Annotated in this window: 19 protein-coding genes and 1 pseudogene; 14 read left to right on the top strand and 6 right to left on the bottom strand. The window is 63.9% G+C overall.

Going from position 1 to position 22,804, the window contains the following annotated elements; translation table 11 throughout:
* Positions 1-8: 8 nt before the first annotated feature.
* Entirely contained in the window at positions 9-449 is a 441-nt protein-coding gene (locus ACIPK7_RS26435) for a universal stress protein (protein ID WP_024766849.1), read from the bottom strand.
* 81 nt (positions 450-530) lie between these two features.
* Between ACIPK7_RS26435 and ACIPK7_RS26440 the strand changes: the two genes are divergently transcribed.
* A complete protein-coding gene (locus ACIPK7_RS26440) occupies positions 531-965 on the top strand; it encodes a hypothetical protein (RefSeq protein ID WP_192430160.1) in 435 nt (144 codons plus the stop codon).
* Positions 966-970: 5 nt separating this feature from the next.
* Here the strand turns inward: ACIPK7_RS26440 and ACIPK7_RS26445 are convergent, their stop codons facing one another.
* Entirely contained in the window at positions 971-1,777 is an 807-nt protein-coding gene (locus tag ACIPK7_RS26445) for a hypothetical protein (protein WP_401091192.1), read from the bottom strand.
* Positions 1,778-2,251: 474 nt separating this feature from the next.
* Between ACIPK7_RS26445 and fadB the strand changes: the two genes are divergently transcribed.
* The 6 genes from fadB to ACIPK7_RS26475 all read left to right on the top strand — a co-directional run bounded on the left by fadB (position 2,252) and on the right by ACIPK7_RS26475 (position 9,627).
* Entirely contained in the window at positions 2,252-4,399 is a 2,148-nt protein-coding gene (gene fadB / locus ACIPK7_RS26450; protein WP_151187748.1) for a fatty acid oxidation complex subunit alpha FadB, read from the top strand.
* A gap of 30 nt (positions 4,400-4,429) precedes the next feature.
* Complete coding sequence (gene fadA, locus ACIPK7_RS26455) at positions 4,430-5,605, top strand: acetyl-CoA C-acyltransferase FadA (RefSeq protein ID WP_081519444.1); 1,176 nt, start codon at positions 4,430-4,432, stop codon at positions 5,603-5,605.
* 123 nt (positions 5,606-5,728) lie between these two features.
* Positions 5,729-5,992: a DUF1653 domain-containing protein gene (locus ACIPK7_RS26460; protein WP_401091195.1), complete on the top strand. Its 264-nt coding sequence runs from the start codon at positions 5,729-5,731 to the stop codon at positions 5,990-5,992.
* Between the two features lie 92 nt (positions 5,993-6,084).
* Positions 6,085-8,691, top strand: coding sequence for a type I DNA topoisomerase (gene topA, locus ACIPK7_RS26465; protein WP_192430155.1), 2,607 nt, complete (start codon positions 6,085-6,087; stop codon positions 8,689-8,691).
* Positions 8,692-8,758: 67 nt separating this feature from the next.
* Positions 8,759-9,280 carry a DUF6586 family protein gene (locus ACIPK7_RS26470; RefSeq protein WP_401091197.1) on the top strand — a complete coding sequence of 174 codons (522 nt, stop codon included), beginning with the start codon at positions 8,759-8,761 and terminating at the stop codon, positions 9,278-9,280.
* Between the two features lie 107 nt (positions 9,281-9,387).
* Entirely contained in the window at positions 9,388-9,627 is a 240-nt protein-coding gene (locus ACIPK7_RS26475) for a hypothetical protein (protein ID WP_017519282.1), read from the top strand.
* 44 nt (positions 9,628-9,671) lie between these two features.
* On the opposite strand, the gene sulA is transcribed toward ACIPK7_RS26475, so the two are convergent.
* Together sulA and lexA are read right to left on the bottom strand one after the other, a co-directional pair.
* Entirely contained in the window at positions 9,672-10,145 is a 474-nt protein-coding gene (sulA, locus tag ACIPK7_RS26480) for an SOS-induced cell division inhibitor SulA (protein WP_401091199.1), read from the bottom strand.
* Between the two features lie 13 nt (positions 10,146-10,158).
* Entirely contained in the window at positions 10,159-10,773 is a 615-nt protein-coding gene (gene lexA / locus ACIPK7_RS26485; RefSeq protein ID WP_026079098.1) for a transcriptional repressor LexA, read from the bottom strand.
* A gap of 251 nt (positions 10,774-11,024) precedes the next feature.
* On the opposite strand from lexA, the gene ACIPK7_RS26490 reads away from it, so the two are divergent.
* From ACIPK7_RS26490 to ACIPK7_RS26505, 4 genes are all read left to right on the top strand, one after another.
* Positions 11,025-11,741, top strand: coding sequence for a TetR/AcrR family transcriptional regulator (locus tag ACIPK7_RS26490; RefSeq protein ID WP_192430152.1), 717 nt, complete (start codon positions 11,025-11,027; stop codon positions 11,739-11,741).
* Positions 11,742-11,817: 76 nt separating this feature from the next.
* Positions 11,818-12,342 (top strand): L,D-transpeptidase, encoded by a 525-nt coding sequence (locus ACIPK7_RS26495; protein WP_192430151.1) that lies wholly within the window; start codon positions 11,818-11,820, stop codon positions 12,340-12,342.
* Positions 12,343-12,353: 11 nt separating this feature from the next.
* The gene (nagZ, locus tag ACIPK7_RS26500; RefSeq protein ID WP_192430150.1) at positions 12,354-13,352 is read left to right on the top strand and encodes a beta-N-acetylhexosaminidase; all 999 of its coding nucleotides are present in this window, start codon (positions 12,354-12,356) and stop codon (positions 13,350-13,352) included.
* Between the two features lie 9 nt (positions 13,353-13,361).
* Positions 13,362-14,099: an S-methyl-5'-thioinosine phosphorylase gene (locus ACIPK7_RS26505; RefSeq protein ID WP_401091201.1), complete on the top strand. Its 738-nt coding sequence runs from the start codon at positions 13,362-13,364 to the stop codon at positions 14,097-14,099.
* A gap of 117 nt (positions 14,100-14,216) precedes the next feature.
* Here the strand turns inward: ACIPK7_RS26505 and ACIPK7_RS26510 are convergent, their stop codons facing one another.
* Both ACIPK7_RS26510 and mfd read right to left on the bottom strand, forming a co-directional pair.
* Positions 14,217-14,879: a CsiV family protein gene (locus tag ACIPK7_RS26510; protein ID WP_401091203.1), complete on the bottom strand. Its 663-nt coding sequence runs from the start codon at positions 14,877-14,879 to the stop codon at positions 14,217-14,219.
* 11 nt (positions 14,880-14,890) lie between these two features.
* Complete coding sequence (gene mfd / locus ACIPK7_RS26515) at positions 14,891-18,355, bottom strand: transcription-repair coupling factor (RefSeq protein WP_401091205.1); 3,465 nt, start codon at positions 18,353-18,355, stop codon at positions 14,891-14,893.
* A gap of 140 nt (positions 18,356-18,495) precedes the next feature.
* Between mfd and ACIPK7_RS26520 the strand changes: the two genes are divergently transcribed.
* The 3 genes and pseudogenes from ACIPK7_RS26520 (at position 18,496) to ACIPK7_RS26530 (ending at position 22,608) form a co-directional block, all read left to right on the top strand.
* Complete coding sequence (locus tag ACIPK7_RS26520; RefSeq protein WP_192430889.1) at positions 18,496-19,962, top strand: glyceraldehyde-3-phosphate dehydrogenase; 1,467 nt, start codon at positions 18,496-18,498, stop codon at positions 19,960-19,962.
* Positions 19,963-20,069: 107 nt separating this feature from the next.
* A pseudogene (locus ACIPK7_RS26525) lies at positions 20,070-21,437 on the top strand (amino acid permease); the annotation flags it as partial.
* 151 nt (positions 21,438-21,588) lie between these two features.
* Entirely contained in the window at positions 21,589-22,608 is a 1,020-nt protein-coding gene (locus ACIPK7_RS26530) for an FAD:protein FMN transferase (protein WP_401091207.1), read from the top strand.
* Positions 22,609-22,804: the final 196 nt, after the last annotated feature.

Below are 22,804 nucleotides of genomic sequence, written 5' to 3' on the forward strand. Positions count from 1 at the left end.
GGCTTGACTCAGCTGGTTTTCTGCAGGCGCACGGCGAGGACATCGCAGGGCGCACCGTGCAGCACGTCGTTGGCGGTGGAGCCCAGCAGCAGGGCGAGGCCGTGGCGGCCGTGGCTGCCGACGACGATCAGGTCGCAGTCCTGTTCATCGGCGAGGCGGTGGATTTCCTGGCGCGGCTGGCCGTAGACCAGATGGCACTGGGAGCTGGTGATCTCGGCGTAGGTAAGGGTGAACTGGTGCAGGCGTTCCTTGGCCTGGTCGAACTGCTGCTGTTGCAGCATCGACAGGTCCATCGGCACGTCGCCACCGAAGGCCATGGCCATGGGCTCGACCACATGCACCGCCGAGAGCCGAGCATCGTTGGCCTTGGCCAGCGCGACCGCCCGCTTCATCACCGGATCGCATTCTTCGGTTAGGTCGACGGCGACCAGAATGTGTTGGTAGGGCATGAGCGTCTCCTCCGGGGGACTCGTTATTAATCAGTATGGCCCCAATGGCCGTGCTTGACCTGTTTGACCGGTATAACCCATATGACCACCTGGATGGTAATTCTTCTCATCGCTCTGGTGCTCAGCCCGCTGACCTGGCTGATCCCGTCGCGCGGCCAGCGCGGGCAGATGGACCTGCGCCTGCAGGCGCGACGCCTGGGCCTGGCCATGCAGATGGCGCAGCAGGAGTGGCCGCACTGGCTGGAACGGCAACCGCCGCGCCAGTGCGCGCAATACCACCGCGCCCGTGGGAAGAACCGCGATGTTTGGTGCTACTGGCAGAGCGAGCCGGGCGTCTGGCTGGACCGCTGGCGCGAGGCGAGCGCCCCTGCCGAGCTTGCCCAGGCGCTGGCCAGCCTGCCCAGGGACGTCTACATGGTCGAGGCGACGCCCCAGTTCCTCGCGCTGTACTGGGGCGAGCGGGGCGACAGCAGCGACCTTGAGCGGGTCGCCACTTTCCTTAAACAGCATGCCTGAGGCGATCAGCTCTGCTGCGCGGCATAGAGGCCGGAGACCTTCTCCAGGTCTTCGATAATGCGGTCGGAGTACTTGTTGATCAGGAAGGGCACGCTGTTCTGGTTGTAGTTCTGCAGCGATTTCTCAATGTAGCGCCACTTGATCGCCACGCCGCGTAGTTCCTGGCCGATCTCCGGCGTGGTCTGCGGCGCCTGCTGTAGCTTCACCAGGTTGATCGCGAAGCGGTTGGCCAGGTCATCCAGCGGGCGCTCCTCCCCGCCGCCGAAGAAGCTGGCGCCCACCGAGGCGTTGCGCGAGGCGTAATCCACCGCGATGTCCTGCATCAGTAGGCTCTGCTCGCGGGTCTGCTGGGTCAGTGGCGGGACCTTGCTGCCGCTTTCTTCCTGGATCTTGGCGTAGAGCTGCTCGGCTGTGTCCAGCAGCTTGCGGTTCTGCGCAGCGAGGTCGGCCACTGGTTGCAGGTCGGTGTAGCCGCTCTTGTCCAGCGCGCCTGTGAGCGAGTGCAGTTGGGTCGCGTAGGCCTTCCATTCGTCCTGCAGTTCGGTCTTGAGCTTCTTCGATTCGTTGCCGGGCATTTCCCCGAGCTTGCCCAGGGCGTCGGTGGCGCTCTGCGACGAGGCTTCGACTAACTTGGCGTACTTCTGGTCGCCTTCCATTGCATTGAACATGAAGAAATCGCCAAGACTGCGCTGGGCGGCGAGGCGTGTCTGGTGGACATTGAGGAGGTCGCTGGCGGCGTCGGCGGCAGCGATGAGGGGCAGGGCGGTGAGCGCGAGCGCAGACAGCAGACGCACTAGCGGACGGCTGGGCATCGTTCCAACTCCTTGGAGCCATGGGCTTCTTGTTGTTTTGTATTCCACAGGTTCCAGGCGTCTGCCGGCGTTGGCAGGAGGCAGATCGCCATTGCGCCCGACTCTAACGCGGGCCATGGGGTTTGAACAGTGGCTGTCGGGACGTCGGTGCCAGGTGGCAATTGTCACGATAGGTGTAGTGAATAGGTCGTCAGGGCTGCGCTGAATGCTCCGGCCCAGACGCCCCGGCCGCTTTGCGACTGTTACGTCTCGCCGATTGACAAGCCCCGGCTTTTCCTAGAAGGTGGGCGCACCCAAATCAAACGGGCGTATGAATCGAGCGTTTGCCATGTGCGATGACTCGATCAGAGCGCCCCGGCTATCGCGTCGGCGGGTGTGCCGCAAGCTTTGGGACTAACCTCGGCACAGCCGAACGGTCCCGATACACGGTGTCCGACGTGTGATTTCAAGCTTCCCTAGCGTGGAGATCAGTTGATGATTTACCAAGGTAAAGCCATCACGGTTAAGGCTCTTGAGAGCGGCATCGTCGAACTGAATTTCGACCTCAAGGGCGAGTCCGTCAACAAGTTCAACCGACTCACCCTGAATGAACTGCGCCAAGCAGTCGATACCATCAAGGCCGATGCGTCCGTCAAGGGCGTGATCGTGACCAGCGGCAAGGGCGTGTTCATCGTCGGCGCCGACATCACCGAGTTCGTCGACAACTTCAAGCTGCCTGACGAAGAGCTGCTGGCCGGCAACCTCGAAGCCAACAAGATCTTCAGCGACTTCGAAGACCTGAACGTTCCGACTGTAGCCGCGATCAACGGCATCGCCCTGGGCGGCGGTCTGGAAATGTGCCTGGCTGCCGACTTCCGTGTCATGAGCGCCACCGCCAAGGTCGGCCTGCCGGAAGTGAAGCTGGGCATCTACCCGGGCTTCGGCGGCACCGTTCGCCTGCCGCGCATCATCGGCTGCGACAACGCAGTCGAGTGGATTGCCTCGGGCAAGGAAAACCGTGCTGAAGACGCGCTGAAAGTCGGTGCCGTCGACGCTGTCGTGGCTCCGGAGCAGCTGCAAGCCGCCGCCCTGGACCTGGTCAAGCGCGCCATCGCCGGCGAACTGGACCACAAGGCCCGCCGTCAGCCGAAGCTGGAAAAGCTCAAGCTGAACGCCATCGAGCAGATGATGGCCTTCGAAACTGCCAAAGGCTTCGTCGCTGGCCAGGCCGGCCCGAACTACCCGGCTCCGGTCGAAGCGATCAAGTCGATCCAGAAAGCCGCCAACTTCGGTCGTGACAAGGCCCTGGAAATCGAAGCCCAGGGCTTCGTGAAACTGGCCAAGACCTCGGTTGCGCAGAGCCTGATCGGTCTGTTCCTGAACGACCAGGACCTGAAGAAGAAGGCCAAGCAGTACGACGAGATCGCCAAGGACGTGAAACTGGCCGCCGTACTGGGCGCCGGCATCATGGGTGGCGGCATCGCGTACCAGTCGGCTTCCAAGGGCACTCCGATCCTGATGAAGGATATCCGCGAAGAGGGTATCCAGATGGGTCTGAACGAGGCCTCGAAGCTGCTGGGCAAGCGCGTCGAAAAAGGCCGCATGACCCCGGCCAAGATGGCCGAGGCTCTGAACGCCATTCGCCCGACCATGTCCTACGGCGACTTCGGCAACGTCGACATCGTCGTCGAAGCCGTGGTCGAGAATCCGAAGGTCAAGCAGATCGTTCTGGCCGAAGTTGAAGGCGTCGTGAAGGAAGATGCGGTTCTCGCGTCGAACACCTCCACCATCTCCATCAACCTTCTGGCCAAGGCGCTCAAGCGTCCGGAAAACTTCGTCGGCATGCACTTCTTCAACCCGGTGCACATGATGCCCCTGGTCGAAGTCATCCGCGGCGAGAAGTCCAGCGATGTCGCCGTCGCCACCACCGTGGCCTACGCCAAGAAGATGGGCAAGAACCCCATCGTGGTGAATGACTGCCCCGGCTTCCTGGTCAACCGCGTACTGTTCCCGTACTTCGGCGGCTTCTCCAAGCTGCTGGGCTTCGGTGTGGACTTCGTGCGCATCGACAAGATCATGGAGAAGTTCGGCTGGCCCATGGGCCCGGCCTACCTGTCCGACGTGGTCGGCATCGACACCGGCCACCACGGCCGTGACGTGATGGCTGAAGGCTTCCCGGACCGCATGGCCGTGGAAGGCAAGACTGCCGTCGACGTGATGTACGACGCCAACCGCCTGGGTCAGAAGAACGGCAAGGGTTTCTACGCCTACGAGACCGACAAGCGCGGCAAGCCGAAGAAAGTCACCGATCCGCAGGCTTATGAGCTGCTGAAGTCCATCGTCACCGAGCAGCGCGAGCTGACCGACGAGGACATCATCAACTTCATGATGATCCCGCTGTGCCTGGAAACCGTGCGCTGCCTGGAAGACGGCATCGTCGAGACCGCTGCCGAGGCCGACATGGGCCTGATCTACGGCATCGGCTTCCCTCCCTTCCGTGGCGGTGCCCTGCGTTACATCGACTCCATCGGTGTGGCCGAATTCGTCGCACTGGCCGACAAGTACGCCGACCTGGGTGCGCTGTACCACCCGACCGCGAAGCTGCGTGAAATGGCCAAGAACGGCCAGAAGTTCTTCGGTTGAGTGCGCAACGAATAGAGCGAGAGTGAATTTATGAGCCTGAATCCGAGAGACGCCGTCATTGTCGACTTCGGCCGCACCCCGATGGGCCGTTCGAAGGGTGGCATGCACCGCAACACCCGCGCGGAGAACATGTCCGCGCACCTGATCAGCAAGCTCCTGGAGCGCAACCCGAAGATTGACCCGGCGGAAGTCGAGGACGTGATCTGGGGTTGTGTGAACCAGACCCTGGAGCAGGGCTGGAACATCGCACGCATGGCGTCGCTGATGACCCAGATCCCGCACACCAGTGCCGGCCAGACCGTCAGCCGCCTGTGCGGCTCGTCCATGAGCGCCCTGCACACTGCCGTGCAGGCGATCCAGACCGGCAACGGTGACGTCTTCGTCATCGGTGGTGTGGAGCACATGGGCCACGTCGGCATGATGCACGGCGTCGATCCGAACCCGCACATGTCCCTGTACGCCGCCAAGGCGTCGGGCATGATGGGCCTGACCGCCGAAATGCTGGGCAAGATGCACGGCATCACCCGCGAGGCGCAGGACAAGTTCGGCGTGCGGTCGCACCAACTGGCCTGGAAAGCGACTCAGGAAGGCAAGTTCAAAGACGAAATCATCCCGATGGAAGGTTACGACGAGAACGGCTTCCTGAAGGTTTTCGACTTCGACGAAACCATCCGTCCGGAAACCACCCTGGAAAGCCTGGCGGCTCTGAAGCCGGCCTTCAACCCGAAAGGCGGCACCGTGACGGCGGGTACTTCCTCGCAGATTACCGACGGCGCTTCCTGCATGATCGTCATGAGCGCCCAGCGTGCTCAGGATCTGGGCGTGCAGCCGATGGCCGTGGTTCGTGCCATGGCCGTGGCGGGCGTTGATCCGGCGATCATGGGCTACGGCCCGGTTCCGTCGACCAACAAGGCGCTCAAGCGCGCCGGCCTGACCATCAACGACATCGACTTCTTCGAGCTCAACGAAGCCTTCGCCGCACAGGCCCTGCCGGTGCTGAAGGACCTCAAGATCCTCGACAAGATGGAAGAGAAGGTCAACCTGCACGGCGGCGCCATCGCCCTGGGTCACCCGTTCGGCTGCTCCGGTGCGCGTATCTCCGGCACCCTGCTGAACGTGATGAAGCAGAACAGTGGCACCCTGGGCGTGTCCACCATGTGCGTGGGCCTCGGTCAGGGCATCACCACCGTCTTCGAACGCGTCTAAGCTTTCGTCGATGGGAGAGCCGGGGCCTTGTGCCCCGGCTTTCGTTTTTGTCGGGCGGGGATTGCCCGACAGCCGCGCAATGAGCACAATCGCCGCCTTTTGGCCGGCCGAGGGAGAACCGACATGCACTTGCAGCCCGGATTGTATCGACATCACAAGGGGCAACAGTACCGCGTGCTCGGCGTCGCCCGGCATTCGGAGACCGAGGAAGAGCTGGTGATCTACCAGGCGCTGTACGGCGAATTCGGGCTCTGGGTGCGGCCGCTGAGCATGTTCACCGAGGCGGTGGAAGTGAATGGCGGGAAGGTTCCGCGCTTCGCTCTGGTGGGCGCCGAAAACGATCCGCTGGGTCTTCAGACCGGCCCGTCCGGCGAAACCCAAGCTTGACCTTGGCGCGACCGCCACTATATATAGCGGTGCCGCTCCTAGCTCCTCCCTCCTTATAAATTCATCTTTTCGACGCAGGAATATTCCGATCCATGGGTAAATCGCTGGTCATCGTGGAATCACCGGCCAAGGCCAAGACCATCAACAAGTACCTGGGCAACCAGTACGTGGTGAAGTCGAGCATCGGCCACATCCGCGACCTGCCCACCAGCGGCTCGTCCGCGTCGAAGGAGCCTGCGTCAAAAACGCGCAAGACCGCTGCCGAGGCGCCGGCCCTGTCGCCGAAGGAAAAGGCCAAGCGCCAGCTCGTCACCCGCATGGGCGTCGACCCGGAGCACGGCTGGAAGGCCAAGTACGAGATCCTGCCCGGCAAGGAAAAGGTGATCGAGGAACTGCGCCGCCTGGCCAAGGACGCCGACACCATCTATCTCGCAACCGACTTGGACCGCGAAGGGGAGGCCATTGCCTGGCACCTGCGCGAGGCCATCGGCGGCGACGACTCGCGCTACAAGCGTGTGGTCTTCAACGAAATCACCAAGAAGGCCATCCAGGAGGCCTTCTCCCAGCCGGGCGAGCTGGATATCAACCGCGTGAATGCCCAGCAGGCGCGCCGCTTTCTCGATCGCGTGGTGGGCTACATGGTCTCGCCGCTGCTGTGGGCGAAGATCGCTCGTGGCCTGTCCGCCGGTCGCGTGCAGTCGGTGGCGGTGAAACTGGTGGTCGAGCGTGAGCGCGAGATCCGCGCCTTCGTCCCGGAAGAATACTGGGAAGTGCATGCCGACCTCGGCACGCCGAAGAACGACAAGGTCCGCTTCGAAGTGGTGCGCGAGAAGGGCGAAGCCTTCAAGCCGCTGAACGAAGCCCAGGCCACCGCTGCCCTGGAAAAGCTCAAGGCCTCCAGCTACAGCATCGCCAAGCGCGAAGACAAGCCGACTTCCAGCAAGCCCTCGGCGCCGTTCATCACCTCCACCTTGCAGCAGGCCGCGAGCAATCGCCTGGGCTTCGGGGTGAAGAAGACCATGATGATGGCCCAGCGTCTCTACGAAGCCGGCTACATCACCTATATGCGTACCGACTCGACCAACCTGTCCGCCGACGCCATCGACATGGTGCGCGGCTTCATCGACAGCGAGTTTGGCAAGAAATACCTGCCGGCCAAGCCGAACTTCTACTCCAGCAAGGAAGGCGCCCAGGAAGCTCACGAAGCGATTCGTCCTTCCGACGTCAACCTGCGTCCGACCCAGCTGTCGGGCATGGAGCGCGACGCCGAGCGCCTGTACGACCTGATCTGGCGCCAGTTCGTGGCCTGCCAGATGCCGCCGGCCGAGTACCTGTCCACCACCGTCAGCGCGGCTGCCGGTGACTTCGAGCTGCGCGCCAAGGGCCGCATCCTCAAGTTCGACGGCTACACCAAGGTACTGCCGCAGCAGAGCAAGCCGGGCGAGGATGACGTCTTGCCGGAAATGAACCAGGGCGACGCGATGAAGCTGCTCAAGCTCGATCCGAGCCAGCACTTCACCAAGCCGCCGGCGCGCTTCTCCGAAGCCAGCCTGGTCAAGGAACTGGAAAAGCGCGGTATCGGCCGTCCGTCCACCTACGCGGCGATCATCTCCACCATCCAGGAGCGCGGCTACGTCACCACCCACAATCGCCGCTTCTACGCGGAAAAGATGGGCGACATCGTCACCGACCGCCTCAACGAGAGCTTCTCCAACCTGATGGACTACGGCTTCACCGCCGGCATGGAAGAGAACCTCGATGACGTGGCTCAGGGCGAGCGCGACTGGAAAAACGTGCTGGACGAGTTCTACGGCGATTTCCGCAAGAAACTCGACCTGGCCGAAGCCTCCAACGATGGCATGCGCGCCAATCAGCCGACCCTCACCGACATCCCCTGCCGCGAGTGCGGCCGGCCGATGATGATCCGTACCGCCTCCACTGGCGTGTTCCTCGGCTGCTCAGGCTACAGCCTGCCGCCGAAGGAGCGCTGCAAGGCGACCGTCAACCTGATTCCGGGCGACGAAATCGCCGCGGATGACGAGGGCGAATCCGAGTCCCGCGTACTGCGCGGCAAACATCGCTGCCCGATCTGCAGCACCGCAATGGACGCCTACCTGGTCGACGAGAAGCGCAAGCTGCACATCTGCGGCAACAACCCGGATTGCGCCGGCTACGAGATCGAGGAAGGCCAGTACCGCATCAAGGGCTACGAAGGCCCGAGCCTGGAATGCGACAAGTGCGGCAGCGAGATGCAACTCAAGACCGGCCGCTTCGGCAAATTCTTCGGTTGCACCAATCCGACCTGCAAGAACACCCGCAAGCTGCTGAAGAACGGTGAGCCTGCTCCGCCGAAGATGGACGCCATCCGCATGCCGGAACTCAAGTGCGAGAAGGTGGACGACATCTACGTACTGCGCGACGGCGCTTCCGGCCTGTTCCTGGCCGCCAGCCAGTTCCCGAAGAATCGCGAGACACGCGCTCCGCTGGTGGCTGAATTGTTGCCGCACAAGGAAGAGCTGGACCCGAAGTACCACTTCCTGCTGTCCGCTCCGGCGAAAGACCCGGATGGCCGCCCCGCGGTGATCCGCTTCAGCCGCAAGACCAAGGAGCAGTACGTGCAGTCCGAGGTCGACGGCAAGCCCACTGGCTGGCGCGCGTTCTTCGACGGCGGCAAGTGGAAGGTCGAAGACAAGCGCTGATGGAAGGCGCGCCCCGCTGATGTGGGGCGTGCTTATACTGCCGAAGTCGACTGCAGAGGGCCCGGTCATGGCGAACGAACTCTATACCCGCACCAACCAGAAGCTGTTCTTTGCCGGTCTTGCCCTTGAAGCCTGGCGCAGCGCCGAAGCGGCGCGCGCGATGAATGCCCAGGCGCGTATCCAGGCCGAGCGCGAAGCAGTGCTGTTCCACCTCTACGGAGCGGTGCTGGGTGTGGCCCATGAGATTGCCGGCTACTATCGCCTGCCCCAGGCCGGTGCGCCGCGCGTTGATATGTTGCTGAATGCCGAGGTACTGGCTGCCGCACCAAGCCCGGAGCTGGCGGAGATGGTCGAGTTGGCGCAGTCGCCGGAAGCCTGGCTGGGTCGCCTGCTGGCCGCCTATGCCGCGCTGTTCCAGCCGCCGAGCGAGCCGAAGAAAGCCAAGGTCGACCCGACCCAGCCGCTGATCCAGGCGGTGAATGTCGACGACGAGGCTCCGGTCGAGCTGGCCAATGACGAGCTGGAAGCCTGGCGCAAGGCGCTGAAGGACCTGGTGCTGCGCTTCCGCGCATCGCTCACCGAGCTCTGATTCCTGCTTCACAGCGTGCCGGCCTTCTGGTCGGTCCGCGCAAGCTTTGGCTAGGGTGTAGCGGATGTGGCTGTTACACTACGCGTTCTGCTGTGGAGAACGTCGCTATGCCAACCTCATTTCTGGAAATTGTCGAGCTGCCTGACGGGCGTATCGTGCTGCGTCGCGCGGACGAGGAGGAGGCGCTGGTGACCCTGGAGTTCTCCGCCGATGCCAAGGGCTTCCTGCAGGGCCAGCACATCGAGATCGCCAAGGCGATGTTCAATGTCGGTGTGCAGATGGCCGGCCGTCTTGCTGAAGGCGGCGACATGAGCATGGACGAGGAAGGCCCGCGCGTCCTGCATTGAGTTCTTCCGCTTCGCCGCGTTCGCGGCGAAGCTTCCCGATCAGATCACCCCAGACGAATATTCAGGCTCTGCGCATGGCCGGCAACGGCGGCGCGGGACAGTTGCGCGCGCGCTTTCGCGCTGAGATTCAACCAGCTCACCACGGTGTGGCTGTTGCCTAGGCGCAGTGCCTCGCAGGCCAGTGCCTGGGCGGCAGCCTGATCGCGCGCAGGCAGAAGCAAAATGCCCTGGCGGTTCAGGCCGGCCTTGCGCAGCCAGTCCGGAGTCAGACTGGACGGTGGAGCGATCAGGGTTAGCCAGCGTGAATCACTTTCCTCGCTCAGCTCGCGGAGCATCGGCGCCAGCAACATCAGGCACTGGCCGGGGAGGCCGCGCAGGGCGATCTCGCTGAAGGCGCTTTCGTCGGTGATGGGCTCTTCTTCCATCAGCTCCGGAAGCAGGGGAGCAGTACCGCTTGCCCAGAGTGCTTCCTGGAACAGCGGGAGTTGCGGCAGGTTCTGCGGCTGCGGGTACTGCATGGGTGTCTCCTGTTCAGCGACGGATAACGCCGACGCTCAAGCCTTCGATGACCAGTTCCTGTTCCTTGAGATCGACCTCGATGGGGGCGAACTCCGGGTTTTCGGCGAGCAGCCAGACCTTGCTTCCTTCGCGCTTGAAGCGCTTCACCGTGACCTCCTCACCCAGGCGGGCGACCACGATCTGGCCATTGCGAGCCTCGCGGGTGACATGCACGGCGAGCAGGTCGCCATCCATGATGCCGACATCCTTCATGCTCTGGCCACGTACGCGCAGCAGGTAGTCGGCCGGCGGGTTGAAGAAGGTGGGGTTGATGCGGCAGGTGTCGTCGACGTTCTGCTCGGCGAGGATCGGCGCACCGGCGGCGACGCGGCCGATTATCGGCAATTCGTCGTCATTGGCGGCGGCCTTGGGCTCGAAACCGGGGATACGGATGCCGCGGGAGGCGCCCGGGGTCATCTCGATGGCGCCTTTGCGGGCGAGGGCTTTCAGGTGCTCCTCAGCGGCGTTGGGCGACTTGAAGCCGAGTTCCTGGGCGATTTCCGCGCGGGTGGGCGGGTAGCCGTTGGCTTCCAGGCAGCGTTTGATGAAGGCAAGGATCTCGGCTTGGCGCGGCGTGAGCTTCAGCATGTCCATACTCTGGCTTTTTATACAGTGCCTGGAATTATATACAGTGATTGCGGGCTGGCAATGCTTTTATTGAGGGCGGCTGTCAGTGGAACGTGTGTGCATGTAACCTTTCGAGCCTGGCAAGCGTCTTGCTGTTTATTAGGTGTCTCGTCGCATTGCCATGATATTGGTAACAATCCATCGCACTTTGCTTGACAATACAAGACGCTGAAACGTATGTTTCAAACAAGTGTTTGTCAGGCGGAGTAGCCATGGCCCAGTCGGAAACCGTCGAACGCATCCTGGATGCTGCGGAACAGCTGTTCGCGGAGAAGGGCTTCGCCGAAACCTCCCTGCGTTTGATTACCAGCAAGGCGGGTGTAAACCTCGCGGCGGTGAATTATCACTTCGGCTCGAAGAAGGCGCTGATCCAGGCGGTCTTCTCGCGCTTCCTCGGCCCGTTCTGCGCCAGTCTCGAAAAAGAGCTGGATCGCCGCCAGGCCAAGCCCGATGCGCCGCGCGCCACCCTGGAAGAGCTGCTCGAACTGCTCGTGGTCCAGGCCATGGCCGTCAAACCGCGCAGCGGCAACGACTTGTCGATCTTCATGCGCCTGCTGGGCTTGGCGTTCAGTCAAAGCCAGGGGCACCTGCGCAAGTACCTCGAAGAGGTCTACGGCAAGGTGTTCCGCCGCTATATGCTGCTGGTGCACGAATCGGCGCCGCGCCTGCCGCCGTTGGAGCTGTTCTGGCGCGTGCACTTCATGCTGGGTACCGCAGTGTTCAGCATGTCCGGCATCAAGGCACTGCGTGCCATGGCTGAGAACGATTTCGGCGTGAATACTTCCATCGAGCAGGTCATGCGCCTGATGGTGCCGTTCCTCGCCGCCGGCATGCGTGCCGACAGTGGCGTCAGTGATCCCTCGCTGGCGGGTGCGCAGCTCAAGCCGCGCACCAAGTCGAGCACCGCCCAGGCGCCCGCCAAGGTCTGATCCCGGCCCGGCCCGGCCCGGCCCGGCCCGGCTTCGCGCTGGGCTGCGTCTGCCTGATCGGCTACAGTAGCCGGCCATGGCTGATCTCGATCTTCTCTATGTATCCCTTGCTGACCAGATGCTTTACGGCTTTGCCGAGGGGCGTCTTGTCGTGCGTGTTCCGGTATCCAGCGCCGCCAACGGCGCGGGCGAGCGCAACGGCTCCGGCTGCACGCCACGCGGTTTGCACCAGGTCCGTGCGCGCATCGGCGATGGCTTGCCCAAGGGGGCGGTTCTGAAGGGGCGTCGCTGGACCGGCGAGACCTGGACGGCCGAGCTTCACGAGGCGTTTCCCGGTCGCGACTGGATACTCTCGCGTATCCTCTGGCTCAGCGGCTGCGAGCCGGGGCGCAACCGGATGGGTGAGGTCGATACCTTCCGCCGCTACATCTATCTGCACGGTACGCCGGACTGCGAGCCCATGGGGACGCCGCTGTCCCACGGCTGTATCCGCTTGCGCAATGACGACCTGCTGGAACTCTTCCCGCAGGTGCCGCTCCATTGCCGGGTCCGAATCGAAGAGGCCGCCTGTCCCGACTGGCAGGCGGCGCAACTGAATTGAAAGGAATGCACATGCAAGGCTCCCTGATGCTCGACATCGGCGGTATCTGGCTTACCGCCGAGGACCGCCAGATCCTGCGCCACCCGGAAGTCGGTGGACTGATCATCTTTGCCCGCAACATCGAATCGCCGCGCCAGGTGCGCGAGCTGATGGAGGCTATTCGCGCAGTACGCCCCGACCTGCTGCTGGCGGTGGACCAGGAGGGCGGTCGCGTGCAGCGCCTGCGCCAGGGTTTCCTGCGCCTGCCGGCGATGCGCGCCATTGCCGATAACACCAATGCCGAGCGACTGGCCGAGCAGTGCGGCTGGTTGATGGCGACCGAGGTGCTGGCGGTAGGGCTGGACCTGAGTTTCGCCCCAGTACTCGACCTGGATCATCAGCGCAGCGCCGTGGTCGGTAGCCGTGCTTTCGAGGGCAATCCGGAGCGCGCCGTTGCGCTGGCCGGCGCCTTCATTCGTGGTATGCGCGCTGCCGGCATGGCTTCCACCGGTAAGCACTTCCCCGGTCACGGCTGGGCGGAAGTGGATTCCCATGTGGGGATTCCCGAGGACGAGCGCACGCTGGAGCAGATCCGCGCCGTAGACCTGGTGCCGTTCCAGCGCCTGTCCGGTGAGCTGGATGCGCTGATGCCGGCCCACGTGATCTACCCGCAGGTCGATCCGAATCCCGCAGGCTTTTCCCGCCGCTGGCTGCAGGACATCCTGCGTGGCGAGCTTGGCTTCGACGGGGTGATCTTCAGTGATGACCTTTCCATGGCTGGCGCACATGTGGTCGGCGATGCCGCCAACCGCATCGAGGCTGCGCTCAGCGCTGGTTGCGACATGGGCCTGGTGTGCAACGACCGCGCGTCCGCCGAACTGGCTCTGAGCGCCCTGCAGCGCCTCAAGGTCACTGCGCCACAGCGTCTGCAACGCATGCGCGCCAAGGCCTGGCCGGGTACCGAATACAAGCAGTTGCCACGCTGGCAACAGGCTGTTGGCGAACTGCGTGCTGCACAACTGATTGATTAAGGAATTGCCATGACTGTCTACGCCATCATCGGCGGCACCGGCCTGACCCAGCTGGAAGGATTGACCCTGAAGGATGCCATTGAGCTGGATACGCCCTACGGCTCGCCCTCGGCGGCCATCCAGCGCGGCGAGTTCGCCGGCCGCGAGGTGTTGTTCCTCGCCCGTCACGGCCACCCGCATCGTTTCCCGCCGCATCAGGTGAACTACCGCGCCAACCTCTGGGCACTGAAGCAGGCGGGCGCTGAGGCCGTCCTGGCGGTGAATGCCGTAGGCGGCATTCACGCGGCCATGGGCAGCGGCCATCTTTGCGTGCCGCATCAGATCGTCGACTACACCTGGGGGCGCGAGCACACCTATTTTGCCGGCGACATCGAGCATGTTACCCACATCGACTTCAGTCATCCCTACGACGAGTCGCTGCGGCTAAAGCTGATCGCCGCCCTGCAGGCGCTGGGCTATGCGTACAGTAGCCATGGCGTGTATGCCGCGACCCAGGGGCCGCGCCTGGAAACCGTGGCGGAAGTTGCCAAGTTGGAGCGCGACGGTTGCGACATTATCGGAATGACCGGCATGCCCGAGGCCGCGCTGGCCCGTGAACTGGACCTGCCTTACGCCTGCCTGTCGCTGGTGGTGAACCCAGCGGCCGGCAAGTCCAGCGGGATCATCACCATGGCCGAGATCGAGCAGGCGCTGCACGAAGGCATCGGTAAGGTGCGCGAGGTGCTGGGGCGCGTCCTGGTCAGCTGATGGTTTCCTGTAGGAGCGAGCTTGCTCGCGAACTTGCAAGGCACGGTGCCAGGCGGTTCGTGAGCAGGCTCGCTCCTACGAAGAACAAAAAAGCCCGGCGAATGCCGGGCTTTTTCGTTACTGGGCGGGCTGTGCCGGCGGTGGGGCTTCGAAGCCGCCGTCTGCCGGTGCGGCCGGAGCCGGCTGCTGTTGCGGCGCATCCGGGCCGGTCGGCGCTTCGTCTTCCATGCCCGGCGGCGGGGCTGAGGCGGGCTTTGCGTTGAGTGGGGTCACCTTGATCAGCATGCCCAGACTCGGGTGGTCGAGGTAGGTCAGTACGCTGTTTTTCAGGCTGGCTTCCTGGACCATGTGCTGGCTGGCGGCGAGCAGGCCGTCCTGGCCGAACTGGTTGATCCAGAAGTCGGTCTGGGTGTTCACGAAGCGCTGCTGGCTGAGGGTGACGGTGCCTTCCACCGGGAAGTGGCCGTCACGCTGGGCGCCTTCGGTCAGGGAGACCCTCACCGGGTTGGCATCGATTTCCTGGCGCCAGGCCTTGTGCATCAGCACCTGGAAACCTTCGTTCTGCTTGAGCTTGGCCACCTGGGCGTCCATCGCGGTGGGGCGCGAGCTGTCTGGGCCCGGCGGTTGCGCGCCCTTGGCCCAGTCGTCGGGTGCGGGGCGGCTGGCGAACACGGCGTCGCCGGACTGCTGGAAGAGGATCAGCTCCACCTGGTAGGGCTCGGCGAAGGCGGCTGGCGACAGAAGCGCCAGCGACAGCAGCAAGGGTTGGAACAGGCGCATGCACAGGGTCCTTAATGAGTCTGTGGCGTGAGGCGCTCGAGCAGCGCTTCTAGCGTGTTGAACCGTTCTTCCGGGCGCTCCATGGGCACCTGGAACTTGAAGAGGGTGGCCCCTTCGAATTTGTACCGATTGGGCTGGCTCTGGATCATCTTGATCAGCACCAGCGGGTCGACGCAGGTATCGGCGGCGAATTCTACCCGTCCGCCCTGTGGGCCGGCATCTACCTTCACGATCCCGAGTTTTTCCGCCTGCAGTTTGAGAAGTGTCAGGCGGATCAGGTTCTTCGCCGGGTCAGGCAGCAGGCCGAAGCGGTCGATCATTTCCACCTGCAGCTCGCGCAGGCCGTCCTCGTCGGCGGCGTTGGCGATGCGCTTGTAGAGGATCAGGCGGGCGTGGACGTCCGGCAGGTAATCCTCAGGGATCAGCGCCGGTACACGCAGGTTGATGTCCGGGCCGCCGCCCAGCGGCTGTTCGAGGTTCGGCTGTTCGCCCTTGCGGATGGCCTTCACCGCACGTTCGAGCATTTCCATGTAGAGGGTGAAGCCCACCGCCTGGATCTGCCCGCTCTGGCCGTCGCCGAGCAGTTCGCCGGCGCCGCGGATTTCCAGGTCGTGGGTCGCCAGCACGAAGCCGGCGCCCAGGTCCTGGGCGTTGGCGATGGCTTCCAGGCGCTTCTCGGCGTCCGGGGTCATCTGCTTGCGCGGCGGAGTCAGCAGGTAGGCGTAGGCCTGGTGGTGGCTGCGGCCGACGCGCCCGCGCAGCTGATGCAGCTGGGCCAGGCCAAACTTGTCGGCGCGCTCGATGAGGATGGTGTTGGCGCTCGGCACGTCGATGCCGGTCTCGATGATGGTCGAGGCTACCAGCACGTTGAAGCGCTTGTGGTAGAAGTCGCTCATCACCCGTTCCAGGTCGCGCTCGTGCATCTGCCCGTGGCCGATGCCGATGCGCGCCTCGGGAACCAGCTCCGCCAGGTCGCGGGCGCACTTCTCGATGGTCTTCACTTCGTTGTGCAGGAAGTACACCTGGCCGCCGCGCAGCAGTTCGCGCAGCAGGGCTTCCTTGATCACCGACTTCTGCTCTTCCATGACGAAGGTGCGTACGGAGAGGCGGCGCGCCGGTGGCGTGGCGATGATCGACAGGTCGCGCATGCCGGCCACCGCCATGTTGAGCGTGCGCGGGATCGGCGTGGCGGTGAGGGTGAGGATGTCCACCTCGCTGCGCAGGGCCTTGAGCTGCTCCTTCTGGCGCACGCCGAAGCGGTGTTCCTCGTCGATGATGACCAGGCCGAGATTCTTGAACTTGACGTCGTCCTGCAGCAGCTTGTGAGTGCCGATGACGATGTCGACCTTGCCTACGGCCAACTGCGCCACGGCACCTTCGACTTCCTTGGCGGACTTGAAGCGGCTCATCACCTCCACGCTTACCGGCCAGTCGGCAAAACGGTCGCGGAAGCTGTTGTAGTGCTGCTGGGCGAGGAGGGTGGTGGGCACCAGCACGGCGACCTGCTTGCCGCTATGCACCGCGACAAAGGCGGCGCGCATGGCTACCTCGGTCTTGCCGAAGCCCACGTCGCCGCAAACCAGGCGGTCCATCGGCTTGTCGGCGAGCATGTCGGCCACCACGGCTTCGATGGCGGTCTGCTGGTCCGGGGTTTCCTCGAAGGGGAAGCCGGCGGAGAAGGTGGCGTAGTCCGCCTGCGGGTCCTTGAACGCGTAACCCTTGCGGGCAGCACGGCGGGCGTAGATGTCGAGCAGTTCGGCGGCGACGTCGCGTACCTGTTCGGCGGCCTTGCGCTTGGCCTTCTGCCAGGTTTCCGAGCCCAGCTTGTGCAGCGGCGCCAGGGCGTCGTCGCTGCCGGTATAGCGGGCGATCAGGTGCAGGTTGGCCACCGGCACGTAGAGCTTGGCTTCGTCGGCGTACTGCAGGGCGAGGAATTCGGCGTTCTGACCGTCGATCTCCAGGGTAATCAGGCCCATGTAGCGGCCGACGCCGTGGTCGATGTGCACTACCGGTGCGCCTTCGCGCAGCTCGGTGAGGTTCTTGATGACGTTCTCGCCGCCGTCGCGGGTCTTCTCGCGGCGCCGGCGTTGCATGACGCGCTGGCCGAACAGCGGGCTCTCGGCCACCAGGGCGATGCCCGGCTGGCCCTTGTCTGCGTCCAGCAGCAAGCCTTCGTCCATCGGTGCGATGGTGATCGCCAAGCGATCCTTGTGCGCCAGGAAACCCGGCCAGCCCTCGACTTCCACTGGGCGTAGCTTCAGCCGCGCCAGCAGTTCCAGCAGCACTTCGCGGCGGCCGGCGGACTCGGCGGTAAAGAGGATGCGGCCGTCGAACTGTTCGATGAACTGGCGCAGGCGTGCCAGCGGCTCCGTGGCCTTGGCTTCAATCGCAAGTTCCGGCAGCGCTTGCGCGGGGAAGCGCTCGCGGCCGACGCCGGTCTCGATCGGCTCGGGGCTGACCACCACGCGCGGCCAGTTCTTCAGGCGGGCGAAGCAATCTTCCACCGGCAGGAAGACTTCGGCTGGGGGCAGCAGCGGGCGTTCCGGGTCGTAGCGGCGGTCTTCGTAGCGGTTACGCACGTCGGTCCAGAACTGTTCCGCTGCGCTCTCGATGCCCGGCAGGGAGAACACCTGGGTGTCCTGCGGCAGGTAGTCGAACAGCGTCGAAGTCTCGCCATCTTCGAAGAACAGCGGGATGTAGTACTCGATGCCGGAAGGTGTCAGGCCGCTGGCGAGGTCCTGGTAGATCGGGCAGCGGCGGTAGTCGACGTCGAAACGCTCGCGGAAGCGGCCACGGAAGCCGGTCACCGCTTCCTTGCGCAGCGGGAACTCGCGCGCTGGCAGCAGGCGGATGCTCTCCACCTTGTCGATGGAGCGCTGGGTTTCCGGGTCGAAGGTGCGCAGCGTCTCGATTTCGTCATCGAACAGGTCGATGCGGTAGGGCAGCTCGCTGCCCATCGGGAACAGGTCGATCAGCGCGCCGCGCACGGCGAACTCGCCGTGTTCGTAGACGGTGTCCACGCAGCGGTATCCCGCGGCCTCGAAACGGCTGCGCATCTGCTCGACGTCGAGCTTCTGGCCGACATCCAGCACCAGGCTGCTGCCGAGCAGGAACTTGGCCGGCGCCAGGCGGTGCAGGGCGGTGGTGATCGGCACCACCAGCACGCCGCGGCGCAGTTCGGGCAGTTGGTAAAGAGTGGCGACCCGCTGGGAAATGATGTCCTGGTGCGGCGAGAACACGTCGTAGGGCAGGGTTTCCCAGTCCGGCAGCTGCAGCACTGGCAAATCCGGTGCGAAGAAGCGCAGCTCCTGCTCCAGGCGCTCGGCGCTCTGGCTGTCGGCGGTCAGCAACAGGGTGAAACGTTTCGCTGGCCCGGCCGCTTCAGCGATGGCCAGGCTCAGGGCGGCCCCGGGGAGGTTGCCCCAGGATTGTTTGCCGGCCGCAGTCGGCAATGTAGGGATACGCAATACGGACACGGGCAGTCTTGGCTCCGGTCGAGGAATTTGACCGGTCGGATTGTAACTATCCCGATTGACGGATGTCAGTCATACGACCGCTGCGGATTGCCGGCGATTGTTCGCGCCGTCATAATGTAGCCCCTTTTTTCTTCTCCTACATGTGGAAGGTATTGCCCGTGACCCAGAAGCCCGACCAGTGTCTCGGTGAGTGGATCGATCGTGAAGCCCTCGCGGAAGCCATGATTCCGCTGATCGGTCAGCTGTACCGTAACAACAACGTGGTGACCTCGATCTACGGCCGTGGCCTGATCAACCGTTCGGTGATCGCGATCCTCAAAGCGCACCGCTTCGCTCGTCACCGCCTGGCCGAAGAAGGCGGGCTGTCGGTTCACGACACTTTCCCGATCCTCAAGGCGATGAGCGAGCTCAAGCTGGGCGCCGCCTCGGTAGACCTGGGCAAGATGGTTGCCAAGTTCAAGACCGAAGGTAACGGCCGCAGCATCGAGCAGTTCACCAAGGACGAGCTTGCCGACGTGGTCGGCAAGCAGAACGGCGGCGCCCGCGAAGGCACCGACGTGGTCTTGTACGGCTTCGGTCGTATCGGTCGCCTGCTGGCGCGCATCCTCATCGAGAAGACCGGTGGCGGTGACGGCCTGCGCCTGCGCGCCATCGTCGTCCGCAAAGGCGCCGACAACGACCTGGTCAAGCGTGCCAGCCTGCTGCGCCGTGACTCCGTGCATGGTCCGTTCGATGGCACCATCACCATCGACGAAGAAAACAACACCATCACCGCCAACGGCAACCTGATCCAGGTGATCTACTCCAACGACCCGGCGTCGATCGACTACACCCAGTACGGCATCAAGAAAGCCCTGCTGGTCGACAACACCGGCAAGTGGCGTGACGCCGAAGGCCTGGGCCAGCACCTGAAGTGCCCGGGCATCGACCGCGTGATCCTGACCGCTCCGGGCAAGGGCGCGCTGAAGAACGTCGTCCACGGCATCAACCATGGCGACATCACCGCTGACGACAAGATCGTTTCCGCCGCTTCCTGCACCACCAACGCCATCGTGCCGGTGCTGAAGGCTGTCAACGACCAGTACGGCATCGTCAACGGCCACGTCGAAACCGTTCACTCGTTCACCAACGACCAGAACCTGATCGACAACTTCCACAAGGGCAGCCGTCGTGGCCGCGCCGCGCCGCTGAACATGGTGATCACCGAGACTGGCGCCGCTACCGCTGCCGCCAAGGCTCTGCCGGTCCTGAAAGGCAAGCTGACCGGCAACGCCATCCGCGTTCCGACGCCGAACGTCTCCATGGCCATCCTCAACCTGAACCTGGAAAAGGCCACCAACCGCGAAGAGATCAACGAGTACCTGCGCCAGATGGCCATGCACTCGGACCTGCAGAAGCAGATCGACTTCGTGTCGTCCCAGGAAGTGGTTTCCACCGACTTCGTCGGCTCCCGCCATGCGGGCGTCGTCGATGCCGAGGCGACCATCGCCAACGACAACCGCGTCGTCCTGTACGTCTGGTACGACAACGAGTTCGGCTACAGCTGCCAGGTCGTCCGCGTGATGGAAGACATGGCTGGCGTGAACCCGCCGGCTTTCCCGCGCTGATCCAGGCGGTCTAGATAAACGGGAGCTCTCGGGCTCCCGTTTTTCGTTACTGGCTCCACCATTCCAACGATAAAATCTGCCAATTCCCGAACCTGGAAAGACTTCAAATGGATGGACAACATCTGCATGAAGGCGAGCTGAAGCGTGGCCTGAAGAACCGCCACATCCAGCTGATCGCCCTCGGCGGCGCCATCGGTACCGGCCTGTTCCTGGGCTCTGCCGGCGTGCTGCAATCCGCCGGCCCGTCGATGATCCTCGGCTACGCCATCGGCGGCTTCATTGCCTTCCTGATCATGCGCCAGCTCGGCGAGATGATTGTCGAGGAGCCCGTCGCCGGCTCCTTCAGCCACTTCGCGCACAAGTACTGGGGCGGTTTCGCCGGCTTCATGTCGGGCTGGAACTACTGGGTGCTGTACATCCTGGTGGGTATGTCGGAGCTGACCGCGGTCGGCAAGTACATCCAGTTCTGGTGGCCGGACTTCCCGACCTGGGCGACGGCAGCGGTGTTCTTCGTGCTGATCAACGCCATCAACCTGTTCAACGTGAAGGCCTTCGGCGAGACCGAGTTCTGGTTCGCCATCATCAAGGTCGTCGCCATCATCGGTATGATCCTGCTCGGCATCTGGCTGCTGGTCAGCGGCACCGGCGGCCCGCAGGCGTCGGTGAGCAACCTGTGGGCGCATGGCGGCTTCTTCCCCAATGGCTGGAAGGGCCTGGTGATGGTCCTGGCGATCATCATGTTCTCCTTCGGTGGCCTGGAGCTGGTCGGCATCACCGCCGCCGAAGCCTCAGAGCCGAAGAAGGTGATCCCCAAGGCGATCAACCAGGTCATCTACCGGATCCTGATCTTCTACATCGGCGCGCTGGCCGTGCTGCTCTCGTTGTACCCCTGGGATGCCCTGCTGCAGAGCATCAGCAGCGCCGGCGACCCCTATAGCGGCAGCCCGTTCGTGAAGGTCTTCTCGCTGCTGGGCAGCGAGTACGCGGCGAACATCCTGAACTTCGTCGTACTCACCGCCGCCCTGTCGGTCTACAACAGTTGCGTGTATTGCAACAGCCGCATGCTCTTCGGCCTGGCCGAGCAGGGCGATGCGCCGCGCGCCTTCGCCAAGGTCGATGACCGTGGCGTGCCGCTGCTGGCCATCGGCGTCTCGGCGTTCATCACCCTGGCCTGCGTGGTGGTCAACTACGTGATCCCGCACCAGGCGCTGGAGCTGCTGATGTCCCTGGTGGTCGCCGCACTGGTGATCAACTGGGCGATGATCAGCCTGGCGCACATGAAGTTCCGCAAGGCCATGGTCGCCAAGGGTGTGCAGCCGTTCTTCCGCGCGCTGTGGTACCCCTACGGCAACTGGCTGTGCCTGGCCTTCGTGGTGTTCATCCTGGCCATCATGCTGCAGATCCCGGGCATCGACGTGTCGGTGTACGCAATCCCGGTGTGGATCGTGCTGATGGGTGTGTGCTACCTGTTCAAGCGCAAGACCCCGGCCAAGGCCAGCGCCTGAGCCGATTGAGAAACGGGAGCTTCGGCTCCCGTTTTCTTTGGGTAACGCACCTTTGCCAGAGCGGAAACAGTGGCGCCGGCTGCTTGCGGTAGAATGCCCGGCGCCGCGCACCTGGCGGCTGATGGAGATAACCTTGTCCCGTGCAAGCCTGTTGATCGTGCTGGTTCTGGCAGCCCTGAGCGGCTGCGGGAAATCCGTCGAGCGCTTCGGCGGGCCGACCATGGGCAGCAGCTATACGGTGCAGTACGTGCCGACCGGCAAGTCGCCGGACTCAGCCAAGCTCAAGGCCGAGGTCGACGCGATCCTGTCGAGCCTGGACGAGCAGTTCTCCACCTACCGCGACGACTCCGTGGTGTCCCGTTTCAACGCCTTGCCCGCCGGCGCCTGCGTGGCCTTGCCGGCGGACATGCTGACGCTCTGGGGCTACGGCGAACAGCTTTCGCAACAGAGCGGTGGCGCCTTCGATCTCACCGTCGAGCCGCTGATGAACCTCTGGGGCTTCGGCCCGCAGTCGCGCAGCGAGAAGGTGCCCGACGCCTCCGCGCTGGAGCATGAACGCGCCCGCGTCGGCCATCAGCATCTGCGTCTGAACGGCGATCAGCTGTGCAAGGACGTCGACGCGCAGCTGGACTTCGACAGCATCGTCGCCGGCTATGCCGTGGACCAGGTGAGTGCCCGCCTTGCCGAGTTGGGCCTGACGGATTACCTGGTGGAGATCACCGGCGAGCTCAAGGCCGTGGGTCACAAGCCCGATGGCACGCCGTGGCGCATCGCCCTGGAAGTGCCCAGCGGCGAGCGCGAGCGGCAGGTGGAGCGTTCGGTGGCGCTGGACGGCATCGGCTTGTCCACCTCCGGCGACTACCGCAACTATTTCGAGGAGGGTGGGCAGCGCTACTCGCACACCTTCGATCCGCGGACCGGCGCGCCGGTCCGCCATGCGCTGGCGGCGGTCACCGTGGCGGAAGCCCAGGCCCTGCGCGCCGATGGCCTGTCGACCCTGCTGATGGTGCTGGGGCCGGAGGAGGGCTATACCTTTGCCGAGCGCAACGGGCTGGCGGCCTTCTTCATCGTGCGCCAGGGCGACGGCTTCGTGACCCGCGCGACGACGCGCTTCGAAGCGCTGTTTCCGTCGCCTGAATGAAAGCTTCGGCGGGCATGATGGCGGCCCGCAGGCTGTTCAAGGCATGTAGTGGCGGCAAAATTCGCCTACCTGCCGACCAACCGCTAATGTGCAGCCTTTTGCCGCAGGGCTAAGCTGCGCCAATGATTTCGATCCGCCTCGGCGCATGTGGTGCCGGGGCTTCGCCGGGAGCGCCACGCGGGCGTCCCGGCCTGTT

Source organism: Pseudomonas sp. NPDC086581, assembly GCF_044746165.1.
GTDB lineage: Bacteria > Pseudomonadota > Gammaproteobacteria > Pseudomonadales > Pseudomonadaceae > Pseudomonas.